This is a genomic window from Microbulbifer celer (assembly GCF_020991125.1).
Taxonomy (GTDB): Bacteria; Pseudomonadota; Gammaproteobacteria; order Pseudomonadales; family Cellvibrionaceae; genus Microbulbifer; species Microbulbifer celer.
Map to the genome: position 1 here is coordinate 165,180 of NZ_CP087715.1, position 18,678 is coordinate 183,857.

Here is an 18,678-nt window from a genome sequence, read left to right on the forward strand (position 1 = left end):
CTGAATTCGGGCATTCGGGCCCGGTTTCGGGTGCCGCTTTCGGGGAAAAGCGGCGTCGGGCCCAAAGTATCAATTGCAACTGATAGATGTTGGGGATTGTATGCCCACAGGCGGGATATTGCATCCCGCTCGGTCCGGTTTGGGCTGGCTCAGCGGTCTTTCGGGTCGATTGTAGGGGGATCAAAGGCTTCCCAGTACCAGGTAGATCCCCAATAGCAGTACCACCCCGGCCACCATGCTGCCGGTCAGCCAGTTGCGGGCCATGATGCCGTCGGCGCGGTGGTGGTCCGCCACACCGCCGACCAGGCGCTCGATGCCGCGGATGGCCCCGGCGCGCAGGCGCTGGTCCAGGGCGAACAGGCGGTTGGCCAGGCCGCGGACGGCATCCGGCAGCAGTCGGCGGTAGATCCAGTCCACATCCAGGTTCACCGACGGCAACTCCGGCGGATACAGGTGGCGCAGGTTGAGCCACACAAACGCCAATGCAGAGAAGAACAGCAGCTGCAACTGGGTGAGCACATGGGTGACGTCATACGGGGTGTAGGCCATCTCGAACGGCAACAGACTGTACAGGGCCTGGGGATAGATCCCCACGGTCAGGCACAGGGCCGCAGCGATGCTCATGGCCACCAGCATGTTCACTGGTGGCTCCCGCGCCGGGAGCTTGGCGTCATGGGCGAAGAAGGCAAAGTAGGGGATCTTGATCCCCGCGTGGTGGAACACGCCGGCGGAGGCGAACAGCAGGATCAGCCATACGCTGTCATAGCCGTTCTTGATCGCTGCACTCATCACCATGGATTTACTGACAAAGCCACTGAACAGCGGGAAGGCGGAGATCGACGCGGCGCCGATGATGCACAGTACCGTGGTTTTGGGCATTTTCTTGTACAGCCCGCCCAGCTCGGAGCCGTTGATCTTGCCGGTGACGTGCAGCACCGCGCCCATGGACATGAACAGCAGCCCCTTGAAGATCACATCGTTGAAGGCGTGTGCCACGGCGCCATTGATCGCCAGCGAGGTGCCGATACCGATCCCCACCACCATAAAGCCCAGCTGGTTGATCAGGCTGTAGGCCAGCACCCGGCGCAGGTCGTTCTCGATCACCGCGTAAAAGATCGGGAAGCAGGCCATGGTGGCGCCGATATAGACCAGTAGTTCGGTACCGGGAAAGGCGCGGGCCATGGCGTAGATGGCCACCTTGGTGGTGAACGCGCTCAGGAATATGGTGCCGGTGGGGGTGGATTCCGGGTAGGCGTCGGTGAGCCAGCCGTGGAAGAAGGGGAAGCCACACTTGATGCCGAAGGCGAGGAAGATCAGCCAGCCGGCGGGATTGTCGAGCGGGCTGCCCTCGAGGCCGATAAAACCGAATGCCAGCGAGCTGTGGACCTGGCTGTAGAAAATGATCCCGCCCAGCAACAGCAGCCCGGACAGGATATGCAGGGTGAAATAGCGCAACCCTGCCGCATAGGCGCGGTCATTGCGCCGCGCCCACACCAGGAACACCGAGGTCAGCGCCAGCAGCTCCCAGAAAATAAACAGCGTCAGCAGGTCGCCGGCGAACACGGCCCCCAGGGCACTGCCCGCATACAGTAAGCTCGCCACCTGTTGCAGGGTATCGCGTACGTGCAGGGCGTAAATCACCGCAATCAGCGCGGCGACATGGAACAGGTAACCGAACAGCAGGCTCAGCTTGTCGGCTTTAAACAGGACTAAATTGAAATCGAGAATCCCGTAATGGCCGAAGTAGAGGCCGGATTCGGCGCTGGAGTTTCCCGATCCCAGTAGCCACAGGTTTACAAGTCCCAGAACCGGCACGGCAATAAATAACAGCGACCGTGCCCAGCCGCGCAGAAACAAGCCCAGCGCGGCGGCGATAAAGAACGGGATAAACGGTGCTACCTCAAACATCCGCACTGCCTCCCTTTACTGGCGTTACCGGGGCCTGATGCGGTGTTTCGCGGTCGCCGGCGGAGTCACTCAGTTCCCGTTGATCGTAATAGTCCTCCGGGCGCATCAGGAAAGTGCGCATCCACTTTGCGGCAAACACCAGAATCACACAGCCCACAAAACCGTAGACAGGATAAAACCCCGGCAGGCCCTCCCAGCGGAATTCGGTATGGCGGTGCACCATAAAATCCAGTGCGACGAGCAAGATGCAGAGGCCGTAAAACACGCGCAGCATGCGTCGGATGTTGTCCGGGTTATCAAAGAATGCCTGTTTTTCGCCACTCATATCAGATTCCGGCCTTGATCAACTGGTAAAACGCATTGGGGAACAGCAACAGATAAATACAGCCCGCAGCGGTCACGCCGAGGGCAATCAGGGACGGCAGCGGAGCCTCCTTGATGACCGTGGCCCCGTCGCTTGTCGGCGTATTCTGCAGATCCGGATTACGCGAGAAAAATGCCCGCAGTGGAATCGGCAGCAGGTAGGCGATGCTCAACAGGGAGCTCACCATCAGCAATGCCATCAGGATCCACTGTTCGGCCTCGAAAGTGCCCAGCATCAGGTACCACTTGCTCCAGGTGCCGCCCGTCGGCGGGATGCCGATAATGCACAGGCTGGCGACAAAAAACGCAGTCATGGTCACCGGCATCTGTCGGCCCAGACCGCGCAGCTCGCCCACTTCGGTCTTGTGTGCAGCCACCAGAATCGCGCCCGCACAGAAAAACAGGGTGATCTTACCGAAGGCGTGCATCACGATATGCAGGGCACTGCCGGTCATGCCCGCGCTGGTGGCCAGCAGCGCACCCAGGGTGATGTAACCCAGCTGGCTGACGGTGGAGTAGGCCAGGCGCTTTTTCAGATTCTGCTGGCGCAGGGCGACAATGGAGGCGAGCAGAATGGAGGCACCCGCCAGATACAGCAGCCACTCGGTGGCGGGAATGCTCTTGAGGGTATCGATACCAAAAATCAGCAGGCAGACTTTCAGCAGCACAAACACCCCGGCCTTCACCACCGCCACCGCGTGCAGCAGTGCGCTCACCGGCGTGGGTGCCACCATGGCAGCGGGCAGCCAGCGGTGGAAGGGCATGATCGCCGCCTTGCCCACACCGAACACAAACAGCACCAGTAATACCGACAACAGCGCGACAGAAGTTTCCGGCGAAAATATGCCGCCCGGTTGAAAGGACAGGGTGCCCGCCAGCAGCCAGGTGGCGACAATAGCCAGCAGGAAAAAGCCCACCGAAGTCCCCAGCAGGATACTCAGATAAACCCGCCCACCCTGTCGGGCCTTGTCGGTTCCGGCATGGGTCACCAGCGGATAGGTGCACAGAGTGAGGATTTCGTAGAACACGAACAGGGTAAACAGGTTCTCGGCAAACGCGATGCCCATCACCGCGGCAATGGACAGGGCAAACAGGCTGAAAAAGCGTGTCTGGTTCCGCTCACCGTGGCCGCGCATATAACCGATGGCGTAGAGCGTGGTGACGATCCACAGGAAGCTCGCCACCAGCGCAAACATCAGTCCCAACGGTTCAACCCGAAAAGCCAGTGCCAGACCGGGCAGTACATCGATCCAGTGCACGGCAATGGTCTGTCCTGCCAGTAGCGGTTGGTACAGCTGGGCGACCACCACAAACAGGGCACTGGCGGCAACCAGGGATACCGCCTCGCGCAGGTTTTCCCGGCGGGCAGTGAACTGGATGCCCACCAGTGCCAGCAGTGGCAACAACAGGCTCAGTTGTAACAGGTTGGCATCACTCATTGTGCAGCGCCTCCTAGCAGAAATTGCGAGGCTGCAGAGGTCACTTCGACCGGCAGGCGGGTATCGATACCGAAATAAATGTTGGCCGCAATCAGCAGCCAGGCCGGCAACAGGATACCCGGCGGGGCTTCATTGGAGGTGTCGTTTTTGGGCCTGGCGTTGTCCGGGGCCTGGAAGTAGGCCGCTTCCACCAACCGCCAGATATAGGCTACTGCGAGCAGTGACCCCAGTACCACCAGTACCGCAACCCACCAAAGCTGTTGCTCCAGGGCGGCGGCAATCAGATACCATTTGCTGACAAAACCCACGGTAAGTGGCATGCCGATCAGGCTGACACCGCCGACCACAATCGCCGCCATGGTCCACGGCATGGTGCGCCCGAGGCCGCGGAAATGTTCGATCCGGCAACCGCCCAGCTGATACACCAGCCCCGCCAGGGCCAGAAACAGCCCGCCTTTCATCAGTGCGTGATTGAACAGGTGCAGCAGGGTCGCCTGTAGTGCCGTGGCGGTGCCGATACCGATCCCCACCACCATATAACCCACCTGCGCCAAGCTGGAAAACGCCAGCATGCGTTTGATATTGGCCTGGTAGATGGCCACCGCGGAAGCGGCAAACACGCCCACCAGCCCGAGCCCGATCAGCAGTGTATCCAGCGGCAGGTGCGACAGTGAGAAATCCACCCCGAATACCGTGAAGGTGAATCGCAATAACAGATACAGCGCAACCTTGGTGGCGGTGGCGGCGAGAAAGGCGGTGACGATGGACGGCGCACAGCTGTAGGCATTGGGCAGCCACAGATGCAGCGGAAAGAGTGCGAGCTTGAGGCAGATGCCGATAAAAATAAAGGCAAATGCCGCAAGCACCGTGGTGGACTCACTGAGGGCGGGAATGCGCGCGGCCAGGTCCGCCATATTCAGGGTGCCGGTCATCATATAGAGAAAACCGATCCCGATCAGAATAAACGTGGCACCGATGGTCCCCATGATCAGGTACTGGAAAGCCGCCCACAGTGCGCGCCGGTCTTTGCCCAGCGCAATCAGTGCATATGTGGACAGGGAAGAAATCTCCAGGAACACAAACACATTGAATACATCGCCGGTGGCGACGATCCCCAGCAATCCGGCAAAGCACAGCAGATACAGGGTGTAGAAAATGGTCTGGCGGTTGTGCTCCAGCTCTTTTGACACACTGGCGTGGGCGGCCGTCAAAACGATACTGCTGAGTGCGGATACGATAAACAGCACCCAGGCGTTGAGCAGGTCGATACGGTATTCGATCCCCCAGGGCGCGTTCCATCCCCCGAGCTGATAGCTGATGGGGCCGCCCGCATAGACCTGTTGCAGCAACAGAACGCTGACGGTCATCGCGGCAAAGCTGACCAGCAGTGTGAACAGCCATACCAAGGTGGATTTGCGGATAATCAGACATGAGGGGGCCGCCACCAGTGGCAGAATCACCTGAAGAATCGGGAGGTGCGCCAGCATGTTATTGCTCCTTCCTTTCTTGCCGGCCGTCGTGCTGCCCGCTACGCGGCGGTGTCAGCGCGCGCTCGTGCAGATCTTCTGCGACCTGGATATCGCGTTCTTCGATGGAACCGTAGGCGCGTTTGATGCGAATTGTCAGCGCCAGTGCCAGTGCGGTGGTGGCAATGCCCACCACGATTGCGGTCAGGATCAAAACGTGGGGCAGGGGATTGGAGTAGAGACTGTCGCTTTCGGACAGGATGGGCGCAGCGGCGCCATTCACCTTGCCAACACTGATATAAAAAATAAAAACAGAAGTCTGGAAGATATTCAGGCCGATGATTTTTTTCACCAGATTGCCCTGGGCAATGACCATATACAGGCCGATCATCATCAGCGCGATCACAATCCAGTAATTGTAGTGCGATGCCAGTAACACCTTATCCGGCCCCCTGTTCTATGGAAGGCGTGTCGACAGTGATCGGTGTAAGCGTCTCTCTTTGGCCGCTTGCCGCCGCGGGTACGTCTTGAGCGCTTTGACGCATTTGTGCGGAAAACAGATAGAACACCATGATCATCACCGAAGCGACGGTAATACCAACCCCGAGTTCGATGGCAATGATGCCGATGTGCTGCCCGCCGATGGGATCGCTCGCCAGCGCGCTGTAATCCAGGAAATTTTTGCCGTTGGCCAGGCTCAACAGGCCAACGCTGCCGTATATCAACACACCGACGGCAGACAGAAACTGCACCAGGCCGTGGCTGGCCACGCGGGTCACCGCGTCGAGGCCGAACGCCAGACCATACAGAATGAATCCCACCGCAAAAATCACCCCCGCTTGAAAGCCACCGCCGGGGCCGTATTCGCCGTGGAATTGCACATACAGCGCATACAGCATGATTGGTGCGATCAATACCTTGGCGACCACGCGCAGCACAATATCCCGCGATTGTGCGGCGGATGCTGCTGGTATTGTTTGCAAGGCTGGAGAGCCAGCGTGCTGTGAGGTTTGTAAAAGGGAAAGCACACCGAGACCGGCGGTGAAAATCACCACAACTTCCCCCAGAGTATCGAAACCACGATAGCTGGCCAACACCGAGGTGACGATATTGGGGATGCCGATCTCCGCCATCGACTGGCGAATATAGTGCGGTGCCACATGCAGTTGCGCCGGTGCGTCGGCGGCACCGAACGCGGGCATATCGTGGGTGGCGACCATCAACAGCGCGCCCACCGGAATCACCAGTAGCAGTGTCAGCATGGCTCGTTTGGCATCGCCGCGCTGATATCTGCCGCACAGGGCCAGAGTCAGCATGATCAGCAGCGGAGAAATACCGGCGCCCACCGCGGCCTCGGTAAAGGCCACATCCACGGCACCCATGGTCATGAAAAAACCCGCCGACAGAAGGCCGTAAATACCGGCCAGCATCGCGGCTGCAAGCAGGTCTTTGATCCACGCAATCGACACTGCGGTGATCAGAAGCATAGCCAGTAGTGCGATATCCAGTAACAGCTCCATCAATCGCACTCCGTGATTGTAGGTTGATCGCCTTTCCGCGGTAACTTCAAGTCGCAGTGTTGCGCGGAGCGAGCCAGAGCGTGGCTGGCAGTGGGGCTGGTAAAGAAAATAAACAGCAGGATAAGCCCGAGCTTGAACAGCGCCAGGCTCCAGCCGGCCACCAGCATCAGGCCGCTGATGGTCAGGAAGGTGGCCAGGGTATCGGTCACACCCGCCGCGTGCATGCGCGAATAAAAATCCGGAAAACGCAATACGCCGATAGCCCCGGTCAGCATGAAAAAACAGCCCAGTGCGAGTAGCAGTCCGCTGAGCATCGAGATAATTGAATCAATCACCGCTCACCTCCGCTGTGCGGTCGGTTACCCGGGTGCGGAACTCAAAATAACGCAGCACACCGATCACACTGATGAAATTGATCAACGCGTAAACCAGAGCAATATCGAGAAATTCCGGCTTGCCGAGAGTGAAACAGATCACGGCAATCAGCAGGACCGTTTTGGTGCCAAACATGTTGACTGCGAGAATCCGGTCGTGAATGCTGGGGCCGAGTACCGCCCGTACCAACGCCAGCGCCATCACTGCCAACAAAGCAATCAGTGTCGCACTCAGCATGTTGTCTCCTGCTCAAACGGTTCCTGACGTTGTTGTTCGCGCTGGTCTTCCGGGGGGGACTGCTCCGATAACTCTTCCTCGGTCAGCCGTTTGACCCGTCGCTCCATCTCACCCTCGCGCAACTCAGCCAGACCGTCCCCGGTAAGTGCGTGCACCAGTACCGACGAACCGTCGATATCGATCGCCACGGTGCCGGGGGTCAGGGTAATGGAGTTTGCGTACATAGCCTTCCCAAGATCCGTACGCAGTACGGTGGGCAAGCGCGCGCTGGCGGGAGTGATGGATTGTTCAATGGAACCCGTTCCGGGAAGCAGTCCGCTCCACACGCACCGGGTGACTTCAAGATTGCTCGCGACAATCTTTTTGAACAGCCATAGATAATAAGTGGGCAGGGTGGACCACAGTTGCAGCGGCAGGGATTCACCATCGACCAGTTTCATTCGCCGTGCGACCAACACCACGAAAAACACCGAAAGCAGGCCAAAGCCCAGAATCAGGGGTGTGTAATGGCCGGAGTTGGCCAGCCAGATAAATGCCAGAACGGCTACAAGACACAGGGTGTAACGCATGAATGGATACTACTCAGCCTAAACCGGAATACCGGCAGTGTTGCTTACAACAAATGGCAGAACCAAGCCAAAAGGTTACTTTTTCAAAACGTCCTCGCAGCGGTAATGGCTTTCCAGTACCTGGACGATCACGGACTCGGCCGTTTCATTTTCTGCAAACGGCTGCGAAATATTTGCCACCTTGGCAATCAGGACATCAACGGACTCGGATTTAGGCAGACAGTAACGGCTGCTGAGCCGCTGCTCGGCTTCTTCTGAAAAACGGCTGGTGCGGGTGCGCATGGCGCGGGTAACAAATGCCGATGGACGGTCTTCCTCGTCCACAATTTCGGTGCTGGCAGAAACGTACCCCTGAATGAATCCCTTGCAACTGGATGCTCCAGCATTTTCCGTATTTGTTTTTGATGCTCCACCTGCCTGATACGCCTTGCAGGCCGCCACCAGTTCCGGCGCGGTCAGTGGCTCCATTGCGACCGTTGGGATGACTACGGTCATCGCAGCAAAAGCTGCAGGTACGAGGGCGGAACACAGGACGCTTCTTATTCTCTGCATAGCTATTTTCTCGACATTGTTATTATCGTTTTGTTGTGAGTTTTTAGTTTTCCATTTACTTTGGCACTTAAGTTGTGCGGAAGATTGCTAAAAATGTGAAAAAGTGTGTGCGTTAGTGTGAATTTTGCACAAATGGCGGGTAATTGGTTTTAATGAACAAACAACAGGTGTCGAATGGAATCAGCCGGGGCGCCGAAGGCCCGAGTACTCGTTGTTGACGGTGACCCGGAGGCGGGAGACCAGCTAGTGGCCCTCCTCGAGGGAGAAGGCTTCGAAGTCACTTTACTGAATGCCGGGGAGCAGCTGCTCAGCCACCTGGCTGGGCACACTGTGGACCTGATCCTGATGGAAGCTGCGTTGCCGGGAGCCGACGGATTTGAAGTGTGCCGCCACCTGTGCAGCGACGACACCGCGCCGCCGGTGATCTTTGTCTCCAGCAAGGGCGATGAAGTGGATCGTGTGGTGGGGCTGGAGCTGGGCGCGGATGATTACATCGTCAAACCCTTCAGCCAGCGCGAGATGCTGGCGCGGGTAAAGGCTGTATTGCGCCGGGCCCAGCGCGCGTCACACAGCGGCAAGACCGGACGATACCGCTTCGCCGATTGGACCTTCTGCCCCGCACAGATGGAGCTGACCGCACCCGGGGGCAATGCGATACCGCTCTCTTCCAGCGAAAGTGAATTGCTGCTCGCCTTCGTCCAGTTCCCCCAGGAACCCCTGTCCCGGGATCGTTTGCTGGACCTGACCAAAGGGCGTGAAAGCTTCCCGTTCGACCGCAGCATCGACTCCCATGTCAGCCGCCTGCGGCGCAAGTTGGGGGACGATGCCAAGCACCCGGAGATCATCAAGACCGCCTGGGGTACCGGGTATATCTTTACGTATGGCGTTGAGGCTGAGTAATTGGCAATAGCAGTTGGGGCGAAGGCCCCACCCGGTAGCGGCACCGCCACAGAGAGCAATTCAATAATAATCAGTGGGTACGAGCCACCACATAGTCCGCGAGCTGCTGCAGCACCTGAACATCCACCGCACCGCCGGCGGCGATTCTATCCAGCGCCCGGCTGGCTTCCTCATGCAGTTCCCGCGCCTTGTCCCGGGCCCCTTCCAGCCCCAGCAGCGACACATAGGTCGGTTTGTTGCGGGCGGCATCCGCACCCTGGGCCTTGCCCAGCACCCGGGTATCCGCAATCACATCCAGAATGTCATCCTGTACCTGAAAGGCCAGCCCGATCGCCTCCGCATAGCGGGTGATCGCATCCAGCTGAGGAATCGTCGCGCCACCGATCTGTGCACCGATGCGCGCACTGGCGGTAATCAGGGCGCCGGTCTTCAGGCGATGCATCCGTCTCAGCTCTTCCAGTGACAGGGCGCGGTCCACCGCCGCAAGATCTACCGCTTGTCCCGCCACCATCCCGCGGGCACCGGAAGCCTTCGCCAGCTCACCGATCAGGCGCAGACGCAGGTCCGCATCCAGCGGTGCCGCCACCAGTAATTCAAATGCCTGGGTCTGCAGCGCATCACCGGCGAGAATCGCCGTCGCTTCATCAAACTGGATATGACAGGTTGGACGCCCGCGGCGCAGGTCGTCGTCGTCCATTGCCGGCAGGTCATCGTGGACCAGGGAATAGGCGTGAATACATTCCAGTGCCGCCGCCGCGCGATCACATTTGGGCAGGATATCGTAGCCCGCCAGCGCGCTGGCACTGGCGTAAACCAGCGCGGGGCGCAGGCGCTTGCCGGGACCGAGGGCGGCATAATTCATTGCCTCGAGCAGCGTTTCCGCCGGGGAGTGGTCCGCGAGGGCAACTTTCAGGGTGTGTTCCACCCGCGCAGAGGTGGCGCGCAGGAAGTCCTGCAGGCCAGCGGGCATGGCCGCAGTTGTGGAAGTGCTCACTTACCCGGCATCTCCGGTAAGGTCTTCATCGGTATCGAAGGGCAGCTCCTGCACCTGGCCATTCTCCTCCATCAATATTTTCACTTTCTGCTCGGCGTTGGCCAGTTTCTTCTGACACTCCCGGGTCAGTTTGACCCCGCGCTCAAAGTCCGCCAGTGCCTCATCCAGGGGGAGATCGCCACTTTCCAGGCGCTCTACCAGCTGTTCCAGCTCTTCCAGTGCGCTTTCGAAGGTTGCCGCTTTCTTCTTTGCTGCCATGACCGTGCCTCTTCACCGTGACTCTACGGGAGCCTACTTACTTAAGGGAACCTACTTCTTAGGGGAGCCTACCTGTTGCGCCGCAACCTTAGCCGCTGGCACCGAAACGGTCAATTGGCGGTCGGGGCCGTTGGTGGTTGGCACAGCCTGCGACAATATGGCGCACTTGCGCGGCGCGTTTTTTCGTTAGCATTTCCTGGGTGCAAATAATCACCGATAACGCAGCCAAGCAAGGAAGATACCGTGCCCAGCCGATTTGCCCTCCGTCCTTTATTGACCCGTTCCTGTCTCCTGCTGCCAGTGTCGTTTGCCCCCGGTTTGGTCGCGTCCGGTGCGCTAGCCGAAGCCCCCCTGCACGTCGACAACGCCCTGGAACAGGTTATCGTCACTGCCACCCGCGAGGCCAAGGCCCGCTCGGAACTGGCGGAATCCGTGGGCGTGATCAGTGAGGCGCAGCTGGAAGATATCGCCCCCGCGCACCCGGCGGATGCGCTCAATCGGGTGGCCGGGGTGCACGTGAACAATCTGGGCGGGGAGGGGCATATGACCTCGATCCGTCAGCCCATCTCCACTGCCGGGGTCTATCTGTTCCTGGAAGACGGCATCCCCACCCGGCCTACCGGTTTCTTCAATCACAACGGCCTGTACGAAATCAATGTCCCCCAGAGCGCCCAGCTGGAAGTCACCAAAGGCCCGGCGTCCGCACTCTATGGCAGTGATGCCATTGGCGGTGTGATCAACGCCGTCACCAAAGCGGCGCCGGAATCCGCCGAATTGCGCTTGAACGGAGAGTTCGGCGCCAACGGCTGGCGGCGGGCGCTGATTTCCGGGGGCAACAGCGTGGGTGAGAACACCGCCATCCGCATGGATCTCAACAGCACCGCCAGCGAGGGCTTTCGCGATGCCGCGGACTATACCCGCACCTCCTTCAGCAGCCGGCTGGACAGCCAGTTTGCCGAGGGCTGGGACAGCAAGACCGTGCTGTCCTATTCCACCATCGACCAGAGTGGTGTCTCCGGTCTGGAGGAAGCGGACTACCGCCACAAAGCGGAAAAGAATCTGTACCAGGGAGATATTGGCAATCGGGAGGTGGAGGCATTCCGTCTGTCATCTGAACTGGCCTACACCCCGAACGAGACCAGCCTGATTACCGCCACCCCGTTTGTGCGCCACAACACCATGTCGATGATGCCCAGCTGGATGGTGACCTACGACCCGAATATCCGCGATACCAAGTTCAGCTCCTACGGCCTGCTGCTGAAGTACCGCCGGGATTTCGATCGCGGCGAAGTGATCGTGGGAGTGGATGCGGATTACACTCCGTCGGAATACCGCGAGGAGCGCATCGAGGTCACTCAGGAAGGAGATTACTTTACGGACTTCGTGCGCACCGGCGAGCGCACCTATCACTTTGAAGCCGAGCAGACTTCCGTATCGCCCTACCTGCACGCAGAGTTCGCCCCCAGCGAGCGCTGGCGCCTGAGCGCCGGGGTGCGCTATGACGTGTTCGAGGTCGATTACGACGATCAGCTGGGTACGCCCAACACCGACTCTGCGCATTTCCGCCCCGCGTCCCAGTCCCGCGACTACGACAACCTGAGCCCGAAACTGGGCGCGGTGTACAAAATCACCGACAACCACCAGCTTTACGCCAGTTACCGTCACGCCTTCCGCGCCCCCACCGTCGGCACCCTGTTCCGTCCCGGCTCCTCGGAGGGCACCACCGAGCTGGACCCGGTCACCAGTGTCAGCCAGGAGATCGGCCTGCGCGGTATTGTCGGTGACGCGGTGAACTACGAGGTGGCGGTGTATGACATGACCACCGAGAACGACATCGTCAGTTTTATCTCCAATACCGACGAAGGCAGTGATCGCAAGACCACCAACGCCGGCGAAACCCGCCACCAGGGCGTGGAAGTCTCGGTGCGGGCGCCCGTGGGCGAGCATTGGGAGCTGGCCGTCTCCTATGCTGCCATGCGCCAGGAGTACAGAGACTTCTCCTACATCTACGGCCACTACGATTTCGTGCTGGGCCGCTATGTACAGGAAAACCTCAACTTTGCCGGCAACGATATCAGCCGCGCGCCGGAGTCCCTGGGCAACATCACCCTGGCCTACACCCCCGGCTGGCTTACCGGCCTGCGCGCGGAGCTGGAGTGGTCCCACTTGGGCAGCTACTACACCGATGAGACCAACACCCGGCAATACGCCGGCCACGAACTGCTGAACCTGCGCGCCAGCCACGACTTTGGCGACAATCTCTCGCTCTATACGCGCCTGTTCAATCTCACCGACGCGCGCTATTCCACCTACACCGCCAATCAGGTGGGCGACGAAGACCTGAGCTACCGCCCGGGCCTGCCGCGCTCCCTGTTTGCCGGCGTGCGCTACCGTTTCTGAGCCCTGACGACGAGATAAGACATGAACCTGAGAAAACAGTGGCTGCAGTGGCACAATCGGCTGGGCTGGTATGCGCTGGCGGGCATCCTGGTATGGGCGATCTCTGGTATCTCCCACCCGATGATGGCCTGGTTCGGGCCTTCGGCGGCCAAGTTCTTTCCCCCTTCCATGACCCTGTCTCAGGGAGCAGTGGGGCGGCTACCGGACCTGCTGGCAGATCCTGCCATCACCGCTGATGCGCGGGTGATCAAACTGGTGCCCTCGGCACAGGGAGCGCTGTTACAGATCACCCGCAATGAGCGGGATGCGCGCAGTTATTATCGCCTCGACGAGCATCCGGGCAGCACCGCGCCGGTGACCGACGGAGATCTGCAGCAGGCCCGCTGGCTGGCGGCCTATTACAGCGGTCGACCGACGGAAGAGATCGCCGATATCCAGCTGCAGACCCGCTTTGACAATGCGTACCCCTCGGTTAACCGTTTGTTACCGGTTTACCGGGTACGCTTTGCCGGTGACGATCGCCTGACGCTGTTTGTCCATACCGAGACCGCCGCCCTGGCCTCCATGACCGATGCCAGCAAAACCCTGTTGCAGGGCGTATTCCGACAGTTGCATACCTTCGCCTGGTTGGACGAGCTGGAATACGGGCGGTTGATGCTGATCGGCCTGCTGATGCTCACCCTCGCGGTATTCGCCACCACCGGGCTGGCGCTGGTGTTTGCGTTGAAAAGCAGAAAAATCACAGACGGTAAGCGCCGCTATCATCGCTGGCTGGGCTACGCGCTGTGGTTGCCGCTGCTGGGCTGGTCCGCCAGTGGGTTCTACCATCTGCTGCAGTCGTCACTGGTGGAGCCGGTGGAGGGATTACGCCTCGGCGAGACTGTGGTCAGCGTGGAGCTGAGTGGTGACTTCACCTGGCTGTCAGAGCTCGATGGGCGCGCCTTCAACAGCGTCTCCCTGATTGCCGGCGACGGCGGCGAGCCGCTGTATCGAATAGGTCTGGCACCGGAGGCTGGCACCGCGCCCGGCAGCCGCAACCAGCGTTTCGACGGCCGCCCCAGCGAGGGCGGGGCCCTGTTCGTCAACGCGCGCACCGGGCGGTTGTTACAGGACTACAGCGATCGACAGCAGGCGCAGTTGCTGGCCGGCCGTTTTGCCGGTGCAGCGGTCACCATTACCGACACCGAGCTGGTGACCCGTTACGGGCCGGACTACGACTTCCGCAACAAGCGCCTGCCGGTGTGGCGGGTCACGGTGGATGACGGCCGGGGCACCATGCTGTTTGTGGACCCGGTGACCGGCGTGCTGGTGGATCAGTCCCGTCGTATTGATCGCAGCGAGCGTCTCTCGTTCTCGTTGTTGCACAAATGGAGTCATCTCACCCCATTTACCGGGCGACAGGTTCGGGACGTGATGATCGTGGCGACGTTGATGCTATTGCTGACCATCAGCGCGCTGGGGGCGATACTGCTGCTCGGGCGCAACAAGCGCCGCCGCCGGACTGCGGTGCCCGGTGCTCCGGTGGCGTCGCCGGTGCAAACCCCGGACTCGGCCCCGCAGCCGGCCCCGGCCAATAGCTGATCGCTACAGTTGGTGACAGCGCGCGCTCCGGCGGGAGAAAATAGCGTCAGTCATCCCACAGCCGGGACGTCTCGGTACGCTCCGGCGATTCTCACTGACAGGACCATGCAGGCTCAACAGCACACCGCCATTACCAATTTGCGCCGGCTCACCGCACTGCGGGCGATCGCCCTCGGCGGCTATATCGCCGCCAGCGTGTTGCTCGGGGATACCCTGAGTACACCGGCGCTGGCTTTTGTCGGCCTGGGGGCCGTTACCACGGTGATCAGCGGCTGGCGCGGCCGTCGCCAGAGTCTGCAGCAACTGGAGTTTTTCGGCCACCTGCTGATGGACTGGCTGTGGCTGCCGCCACTGCTGGCGTTCAGCGGCGGCGCCGCCAACCCATTTGTGACCTACCTGCTGGTGCCCCTCACCATTGCCGCGGCCACACTGCCGCGCACTTACAGCTGGTTGATGGCGATTCTGAGCATTGCCATTTACACCGGCCTGATGGTGATGTTCCCCGGTGCCGAATCCAGCGCACACGGTCCTCACGGAGGGCATGTCAATGGCGCAGCGACCGGGATGGATTTCTACCGTCACCTGTTGGGTATGTGGGCGACCTTTGTTTTCTCCGCGCTGCTGATTGCCGGCTTCGTCAATCGCATGGCGGAAACCCTGCGCCAGCGGGACCGCCACCTGCACCAGTTGCGTCAGGAGCAGGCGCGGCGCGAACAGATACTCTCTCTCGGTACGCTGGCGGCGGGCACCGCTCATGAACTGGCGTCACCGTTGCAGACCATTGCACTGCTGGTAGAGGAGTTGCAGGCGCGTCAGGAGAATTCGTCTGCGTTGAATGAAGATCTGACGCTACTGCAGCAACAGGTCAACCTGTGCAAAGAGGCGCTGGCACAGCTGCGTGAACGGGCCAGGGATCCGGAGCAGAGTGAAGAGGTCCAGCCCGTATCCGCGTTTATTGCGCGCTGTTTGGAGCGCTGGCAGCTGCTGCGGCCGGATGCCCGGTTCAGGCTCCAGTGTGACGGGCCGGCGGATACCCAGGCCTGCCTGCCACTGACGCTGGAGCAGGCGCTGATCAATCTGCTCAATAATGCCGCCGATGCCTGCCGGGAGCCGGTTTCGATTGCGGCCCAGTGGGACGTGCGACAGCTGGAAATTGCGGTGACCGATCGCGGCCCGGGGGTGAATCCCGCCCGTGCCGGTGAATCCCGCGGCTTCGGCATTGGTCTAATTCTGGGTGAAGCGGCGCTGGCCCAGCTGGGAGGGGCATTGACTGTGAACGATGCGGAGCCCGGGCGCGGAAGCGGGACGGTCGCCCGTATCCGGCTGCCGATCCGGTTGCCGAACAATCCCTCTGAGAGCGCGTCGGGTACAGAGGGAGAGCTATCGTGAAGCGCCGGCTGTTGATCGTCGACGACGAAACCAGCACCCGCGATATGCTCTGTCGGGTGCTGTCGCGACACGGTTTTGATACGGTGAGCGCGGCCACAGTGGCGGAGGCGCTCGGGATGATCGAGCGCGAGCAGTTTGATGGCGCGCTGGTGGATCTGAAAATTGGTGCAGACAGTGGCCTGGAGCTGATCGGGCCGCTGCGCGCGGCCAATCCCCGAGCGCGCATTGTTCTACTCACGGGCTATTCGAGTATTTCCACTGCCGTGGCGGCGATCAAGTTGGGGGCGGACGATTACCTGTGCAAACCGGCCAGTGGCGCGCAGTTGCTGGCGGCGCTGGACCTCGGTACGGAATCTGAGGTGCAGCCACTGCCGGCGGTGCCGGAGCGGCCGCCGTCGGTAAATCGCCTGGCGTGGGAGCATATCCAGCGGGTACTGGCGGAACACGATGGCAATATTTCTGCTACCGCGCGGGCCCTGGGCATGCACCGCAGGACGCTGCAAAGAAAACTACAGAAGCGCCCGAAGGGGCAATGATTCTGTTGGGGCTCAGTGGCGGTGGAGCAGCGGGGACCTTCACGTCTTACGGTATGACGCTGTCCGAACCGCTGCGTATCGATCATTTTGTCACCGCAAGAAATTCTCTCGCTACTGCTCGCTTGCCTCGATTTCCCGTGCCATCAAAAAATGCGCCAGCGCGCGCTTCTGGCTGTTGCTGAAGCCGTAATTGGGCATGGGCGGGGTGGGGGTGTCGAAGGTGTCGGCCAATTGCTTGAGGGTGTATTTGCGGCTCAGGTCCCGCAGGGGCAGGTAGCGGTGGCAGCGCGCGCAGTTGCGTTGGCGATAGATTTTTTCCCCCTGGCGGGCGGCGCTGCGGTCGATGGCCAGCGGTTTTTTGGGGCCGCTGAAGTGCGGTGTGGCTACGGTGGTGTCCTGTGCGGATTCTCCGGGCTGTACACGGTAGATAGCCCCTGCATAGTCGTCGGAAATGTAGATATTGCCGCGGATGTCTTCGGCAATGGCCGCCGGGCGGCCGTAGACAGTATCGGTTTGCGGATCGAGGAACCCCCACAGGAAATCGTGGGCGATGATGTCGCCGTGTTCGTCCCAGTGCAGGGAAATCACTTTGTATCCATCTTTCTTGTCGCGGTTCCAGGAGCCGTGCAGGGCAACCAGTGCCGCTTCGTGGTAGTAAATGGGCTGTTCCTGGCTGCGCAGGAATTGAATACCGAGCGGTGCATTGTGGGCGCGGAAACGGAATACCGGCACTTCGGAGTTGGCGATCTTCTGCTGGACTTCCGGCGGCGCATCGACGCCGAAGTCCGGGTCCGGTACGCGGTTGCCGTTGGCATAGGGCCAGCCGTAAAACTCGCCCTGCTCGATCCGGTTCAGCTCACAAGGTGGGAAGTTGTTGCCGAGCCAGTCGCGGCCGTTATCGGTGGCGTAGAGGGCGCCGTCTTTGGGGGACCAGTCGAAGCCGACGCTGTTGCGCAGGCCGGTGGCGTAAATTTCCAGATTGCTGCCGTCGGGACGGAACCGCATGATGGTGGCGCGTTGCGGATCCGTTTCTTCACACACGTTGCAGGTGGAGCCGCTGGAGAGATACATCCAGCCATCGGGACCCATGGCGATGGTTTTGGTCCAGTGGTTGCCATCGTCGCCGAGGTTGTTGACGATCCGCTGGTAACTACCCGCCAGGCGCCCATCGGAATGATCGAACGGCACGCGACCGACACCGTTGCTTTCGGCGATGTACAGCCAGTCTTCAAACAGCGCCAGGCTGTGGGGCCGGGTGAGGCCGTCGATCAGCACCCGCTGATCGTCCGCGGCGCCGTCGCCGTCCTGGTCCGGCTGCAACAGGCTGATCTGGCCGAGCTTGGGCTGAGCGACGAGAACGGCGCCACGGCGGGTCACTTCCATAAAGCGCGCATTGGGTACATCGTCACTGAACAGCTGCAGGCGATAACCGGGTGCCAGCTTTAATTGACCTTTTACGATTTCGGCGTTGGTGTTGGCGCCCAACAGTTGTCCCCAGGGGACATTGATCCCCGGGAAAAATCCACGCTCGACGGCGACGAATAATATTAAGAGGAGTACCACGACAATAGTGAGACTTGTGTAAAAAAGTGGCGCCTCTTTCGGTTTTTTGATCACTTCCTTCTTGATCCCGTAACAAAAGTAACTATAGTAATGCGCAGCCTTCAAGGGCGTACGACTGTACCAGTTTCGCACTGGCTACCCGCTCTAAAAGTTGTCGCCTTCTCCCTCCGGGCGCCTCTTCCCTCAAAAGCGTGATTTTCATCACATCGATGTAAGACATCTCTTACAACAAGTTCAGTGATTTTCCACTACCGTTATCTTCGCCAGCGACCATAATGTATTTGCAAGGACGAGATATGGACTGATCGGCGGCAAGGGACTTGGCCTCCACGGATTGGAGACCGCGCCGCCAGCCCAAAGGAGTGGGCACCATCCTGTGAGACGCACCGCTTGGGCCGGATTGCCCAGGCGGTGTTTTACATTTGGGCAATTGAAAATTTCCTGTCTCCGGGGCGCAGTCTGGAAAACGCCGTCGAACGGTAGTTTGCCACGTTTACGCAAAAATGTTCTCGCCTGTCTGGAAAACGTCACACTTCTCCGCTTTAATCTGCATAAAGAGGGTCAAATTTTTCTGACCGAGGAGGATGGCGCGTTCAGTAACTACCGGTTACCCCAGCATCTCAATCAG

General features: G+C 60.1%; 18 protein-coding genes. 5 read left to right on the forward strand and 13 right to left on the reverse strand.

Features of this window, described 5'->3' with window-relative positions:
- Nucleotides 1–180: 180 nt before the first annotated feature.
- The 10 genes from LPW13_RS00600 to LPW13_RS00645 form a co-directional block, all read right to left on the reverse strand.
- Nucleotides 181–1,908 carry a Na(+)/H(+) antiporter subunit D gene (locus LPW13_RS00600; RefSeq protein WP_230437517.1) on the reverse strand — a complete coding sequence of 576 codons (1,728 nt, stop codon included), beginning with the start codon at nt 1,906–1,908 and terminating at the stop codon, nt 181–183.
- Nucleotides 1,901–2,233, reverse strand: coding sequence for a hypothetical protein (locus tag LPW13_RS00605; RefSeq protein ID WP_230437518.1), 333 nt, complete (start codon nt 2,231–2,233; stop codon nt 1,901–1,903). Before LPW13_RS00605 ends, LPW13_RS00600 begins: the two co-directional genes overlap by 8 nt.
- 1 nt (nt 2,234) lies before the next feature.
- A complete protein-coding gene (locus LPW13_RS00610; RefSeq protein WP_230437519.1) occupies nt 2,235–3,710 on the reverse strand; it encodes a proton-conducting transporter transmembrane domain-containing protein in 1,476 nt (491 codons plus the stop codon).
- Entirely contained in the window at nt 3,707–5,197 is a 1,491-nt protein-coding gene (locus tag LPW13_RS00615) for a monovalent cation/H+ antiporter subunit D family protein (protein WP_230437520.1), read from the reverse strand. The genes LPW13_RS00610 and LPW13_RS00615 overlap by 4 nt, the downstream gene beginning before the upstream one ends.
- A gap of 1 nt (nt 5,198) precedes the next feature.
- Entirely contained in the window at nt 5,199–5,615 is a 417-nt protein-coding gene (locus LPW13_RS00620) for a cation:proton antiporter subunit C (RefSeq protein ID WP_230437521.1), read from the reverse strand.
- Nucleotide 5,616: 1 nt separating this feature from the next.
- Nucleotides 5,617–6,696 carry a DUF4040 domain-containing protein gene (locus LPW13_RS00625; RefSeq protein WP_230439227.1) on the reverse strand — a complete coding sequence of 360 codons (1,080 nt, stop codon included), beginning with the start codon at nt 6,694–6,696 and terminating at the stop codon, nt 5,617–5,619.
- Nucleotides 6,696–7,031 carry a monovalent cation/H(+) antiporter subunit G gene (gene mnhG / locus LPW13_RS00630; protein WP_230437522.1) on the reverse strand — a complete coding sequence of 112 codons (336 nt, stop codon included), beginning with the start codon at nt 7,029–7,031 and terminating at the stop codon, nt 6,696–6,698. The genes LPW13_RS00625 and mnhG overlap by 1 nt, the downstream gene beginning before the upstream one ends.
- Nucleotides 7,024–7,308 carry a monovalent cation/H+ antiporter complex subunit F gene (locus tag LPW13_RS00635; protein ID WP_230437523.1) on the reverse strand — a complete coding sequence of 95 codons (285 nt, stop codon included), beginning with the start codon at nt 7,306–7,308 and terminating at the stop codon, nt 7,024–7,026. Before LPW13_RS00635 ends, mnhG begins: the two co-directional genes overlap by 8 nt.
- A complete protein-coding gene (locus LPW13_RS00640) occupies nt 7,302–7,877 on the reverse strand; it encodes a Na+/H+ antiporter subunit E (RefSeq protein ID WP_230437524.1) in 576 nt (191 codons plus the stop codon). Before LPW13_RS00640 ends, LPW13_RS00635 begins: the two co-directional genes overlap by 7 nt.
- Before the next feature lie 75 nt (nt 7,878–7,952).
- Nucleotides 7,953–8,372 carry a Rap1a/Tai family immunity protein gene (locus tag LPW13_RS00645; RefSeq protein WP_230437525.1) on the reverse strand — a complete coding sequence of 140 codons (420 nt, stop codon included), beginning with the start codon at nt 8,370–8,372 and terminating at the stop codon, nt 7,953–7,955.
- Between the two features lie 231 nt (nt 8,373–8,603).
- On the opposite strand from LPW13_RS00645, the gene LPW13_RS00650 reads away from it, so the two are divergent.
- The gene (locus LPW13_RS00650; RefSeq protein WP_230437526.1) at nt 8,604–9,329 is read left to right on the forward strand and encodes a response regulator; all 726 of its coding nucleotides are present in this window, start codon (nt 8,604–8,606) and stop codon (nt 9,327–9,329) included.
- 70 nt (nt 9,330–9,399) lie between these two features.
- Here the strand turns inward: LPW13_RS00650 and LPW13_RS00655 are convergent, their stop codons facing one another.
- Both LPW13_RS00655 and xseB read right to left on the reverse strand, forming a co-directional pair.
- Complete coding sequence (locus LPW13_RS00655; protein WP_230439228.1) at nt 9,400–10,299, reverse strand: polyprenyl synthetase family protein; 900 nt, start codon at nt 10,297–10,299, stop codon at nt 9,400–9,402.
- 24 nt (nt 10,300–10,323) lie between these two features.
- Nucleotides 10,324–10,581, reverse strand: coding sequence for an exodeoxyribonuclease VII small subunit (xseB, locus tag LPW13_RS00660; RefSeq protein ID WP_230437527.1), 258 nt, complete (start codon nt 10,579–10,581; stop codon nt 10,324–10,326).
- Nucleotides 10,582–10,824: 243 nt separating this feature from the next.
- Here xseB and LPW13_RS00665 point away from each other — a divergent pair, with 243 nt between their 5' ends.
- The 4 genes from LPW13_RS00665 (at nt 10,825) to LPW13_RS00680 (ending at nt 16,487) form a co-directional block, all read left to right on the forward strand.
- Complete coding sequence (locus tag LPW13_RS00665; protein WP_230437528.1) at nt 10,825–12,981, forward strand: TonB-dependent receptor; 2,157 nt, start codon at nt 10,825–10,827, stop codon at nt 12,979–12,981.
- A gap of 21 nt (nt 12,982–13,002) precedes the next feature.
- The gene (locus LPW13_RS00670) at nt 13,003–14,562 is read left to right on the forward strand and encodes a PepSY domain-containing protein (protein ID WP_230437529.1); all 1,560 of its coding nucleotides are present in this window, start codon (nt 13,003–13,005) and stop codon (nt 14,560–14,562) included.
- A 105-nt stretch (nt 14,563–14,667) separates the two neighbouring features.
- Entirely contained in the window at nt 14,668–15,951 is a 1,284-nt protein-coding gene (locus tag LPW13_RS00675; protein WP_230437530.1) for a sensor histidine kinase, read from the forward strand.
- On the forward strand, nt 15,948–16,487 hold the full coding sequence (locus LPW13_RS00680) for a response regulator transcription factor (protein WP_230437531.1): 540 nt from the start codon (nt 15,948–15,950) through the stop codon (nt 16,485–16,487). Before LPW13_RS00675 ends, LPW13_RS00680 begins: the two co-directional genes overlap by 4 nt.
- 111 nt (nt 16,488–16,598) lie before the next feature.
- Here LPW13_RS00680 and LPW13_RS00685 read toward each other — a convergent pair whose 3' ends face one another.
- Complete coding sequence (locus LPW13_RS00685) at nt 16,599–18,050, reverse strand: PQQ-dependent sugar dehydrogenase (protein ID WP_230437532.1); 1,452 nt, start codon at nt 18,048–18,050, stop codon at nt 16,599–16,601.
- Between the last annotated feature and the right edge of the window lie 628 nt (nt 18,051–18,678).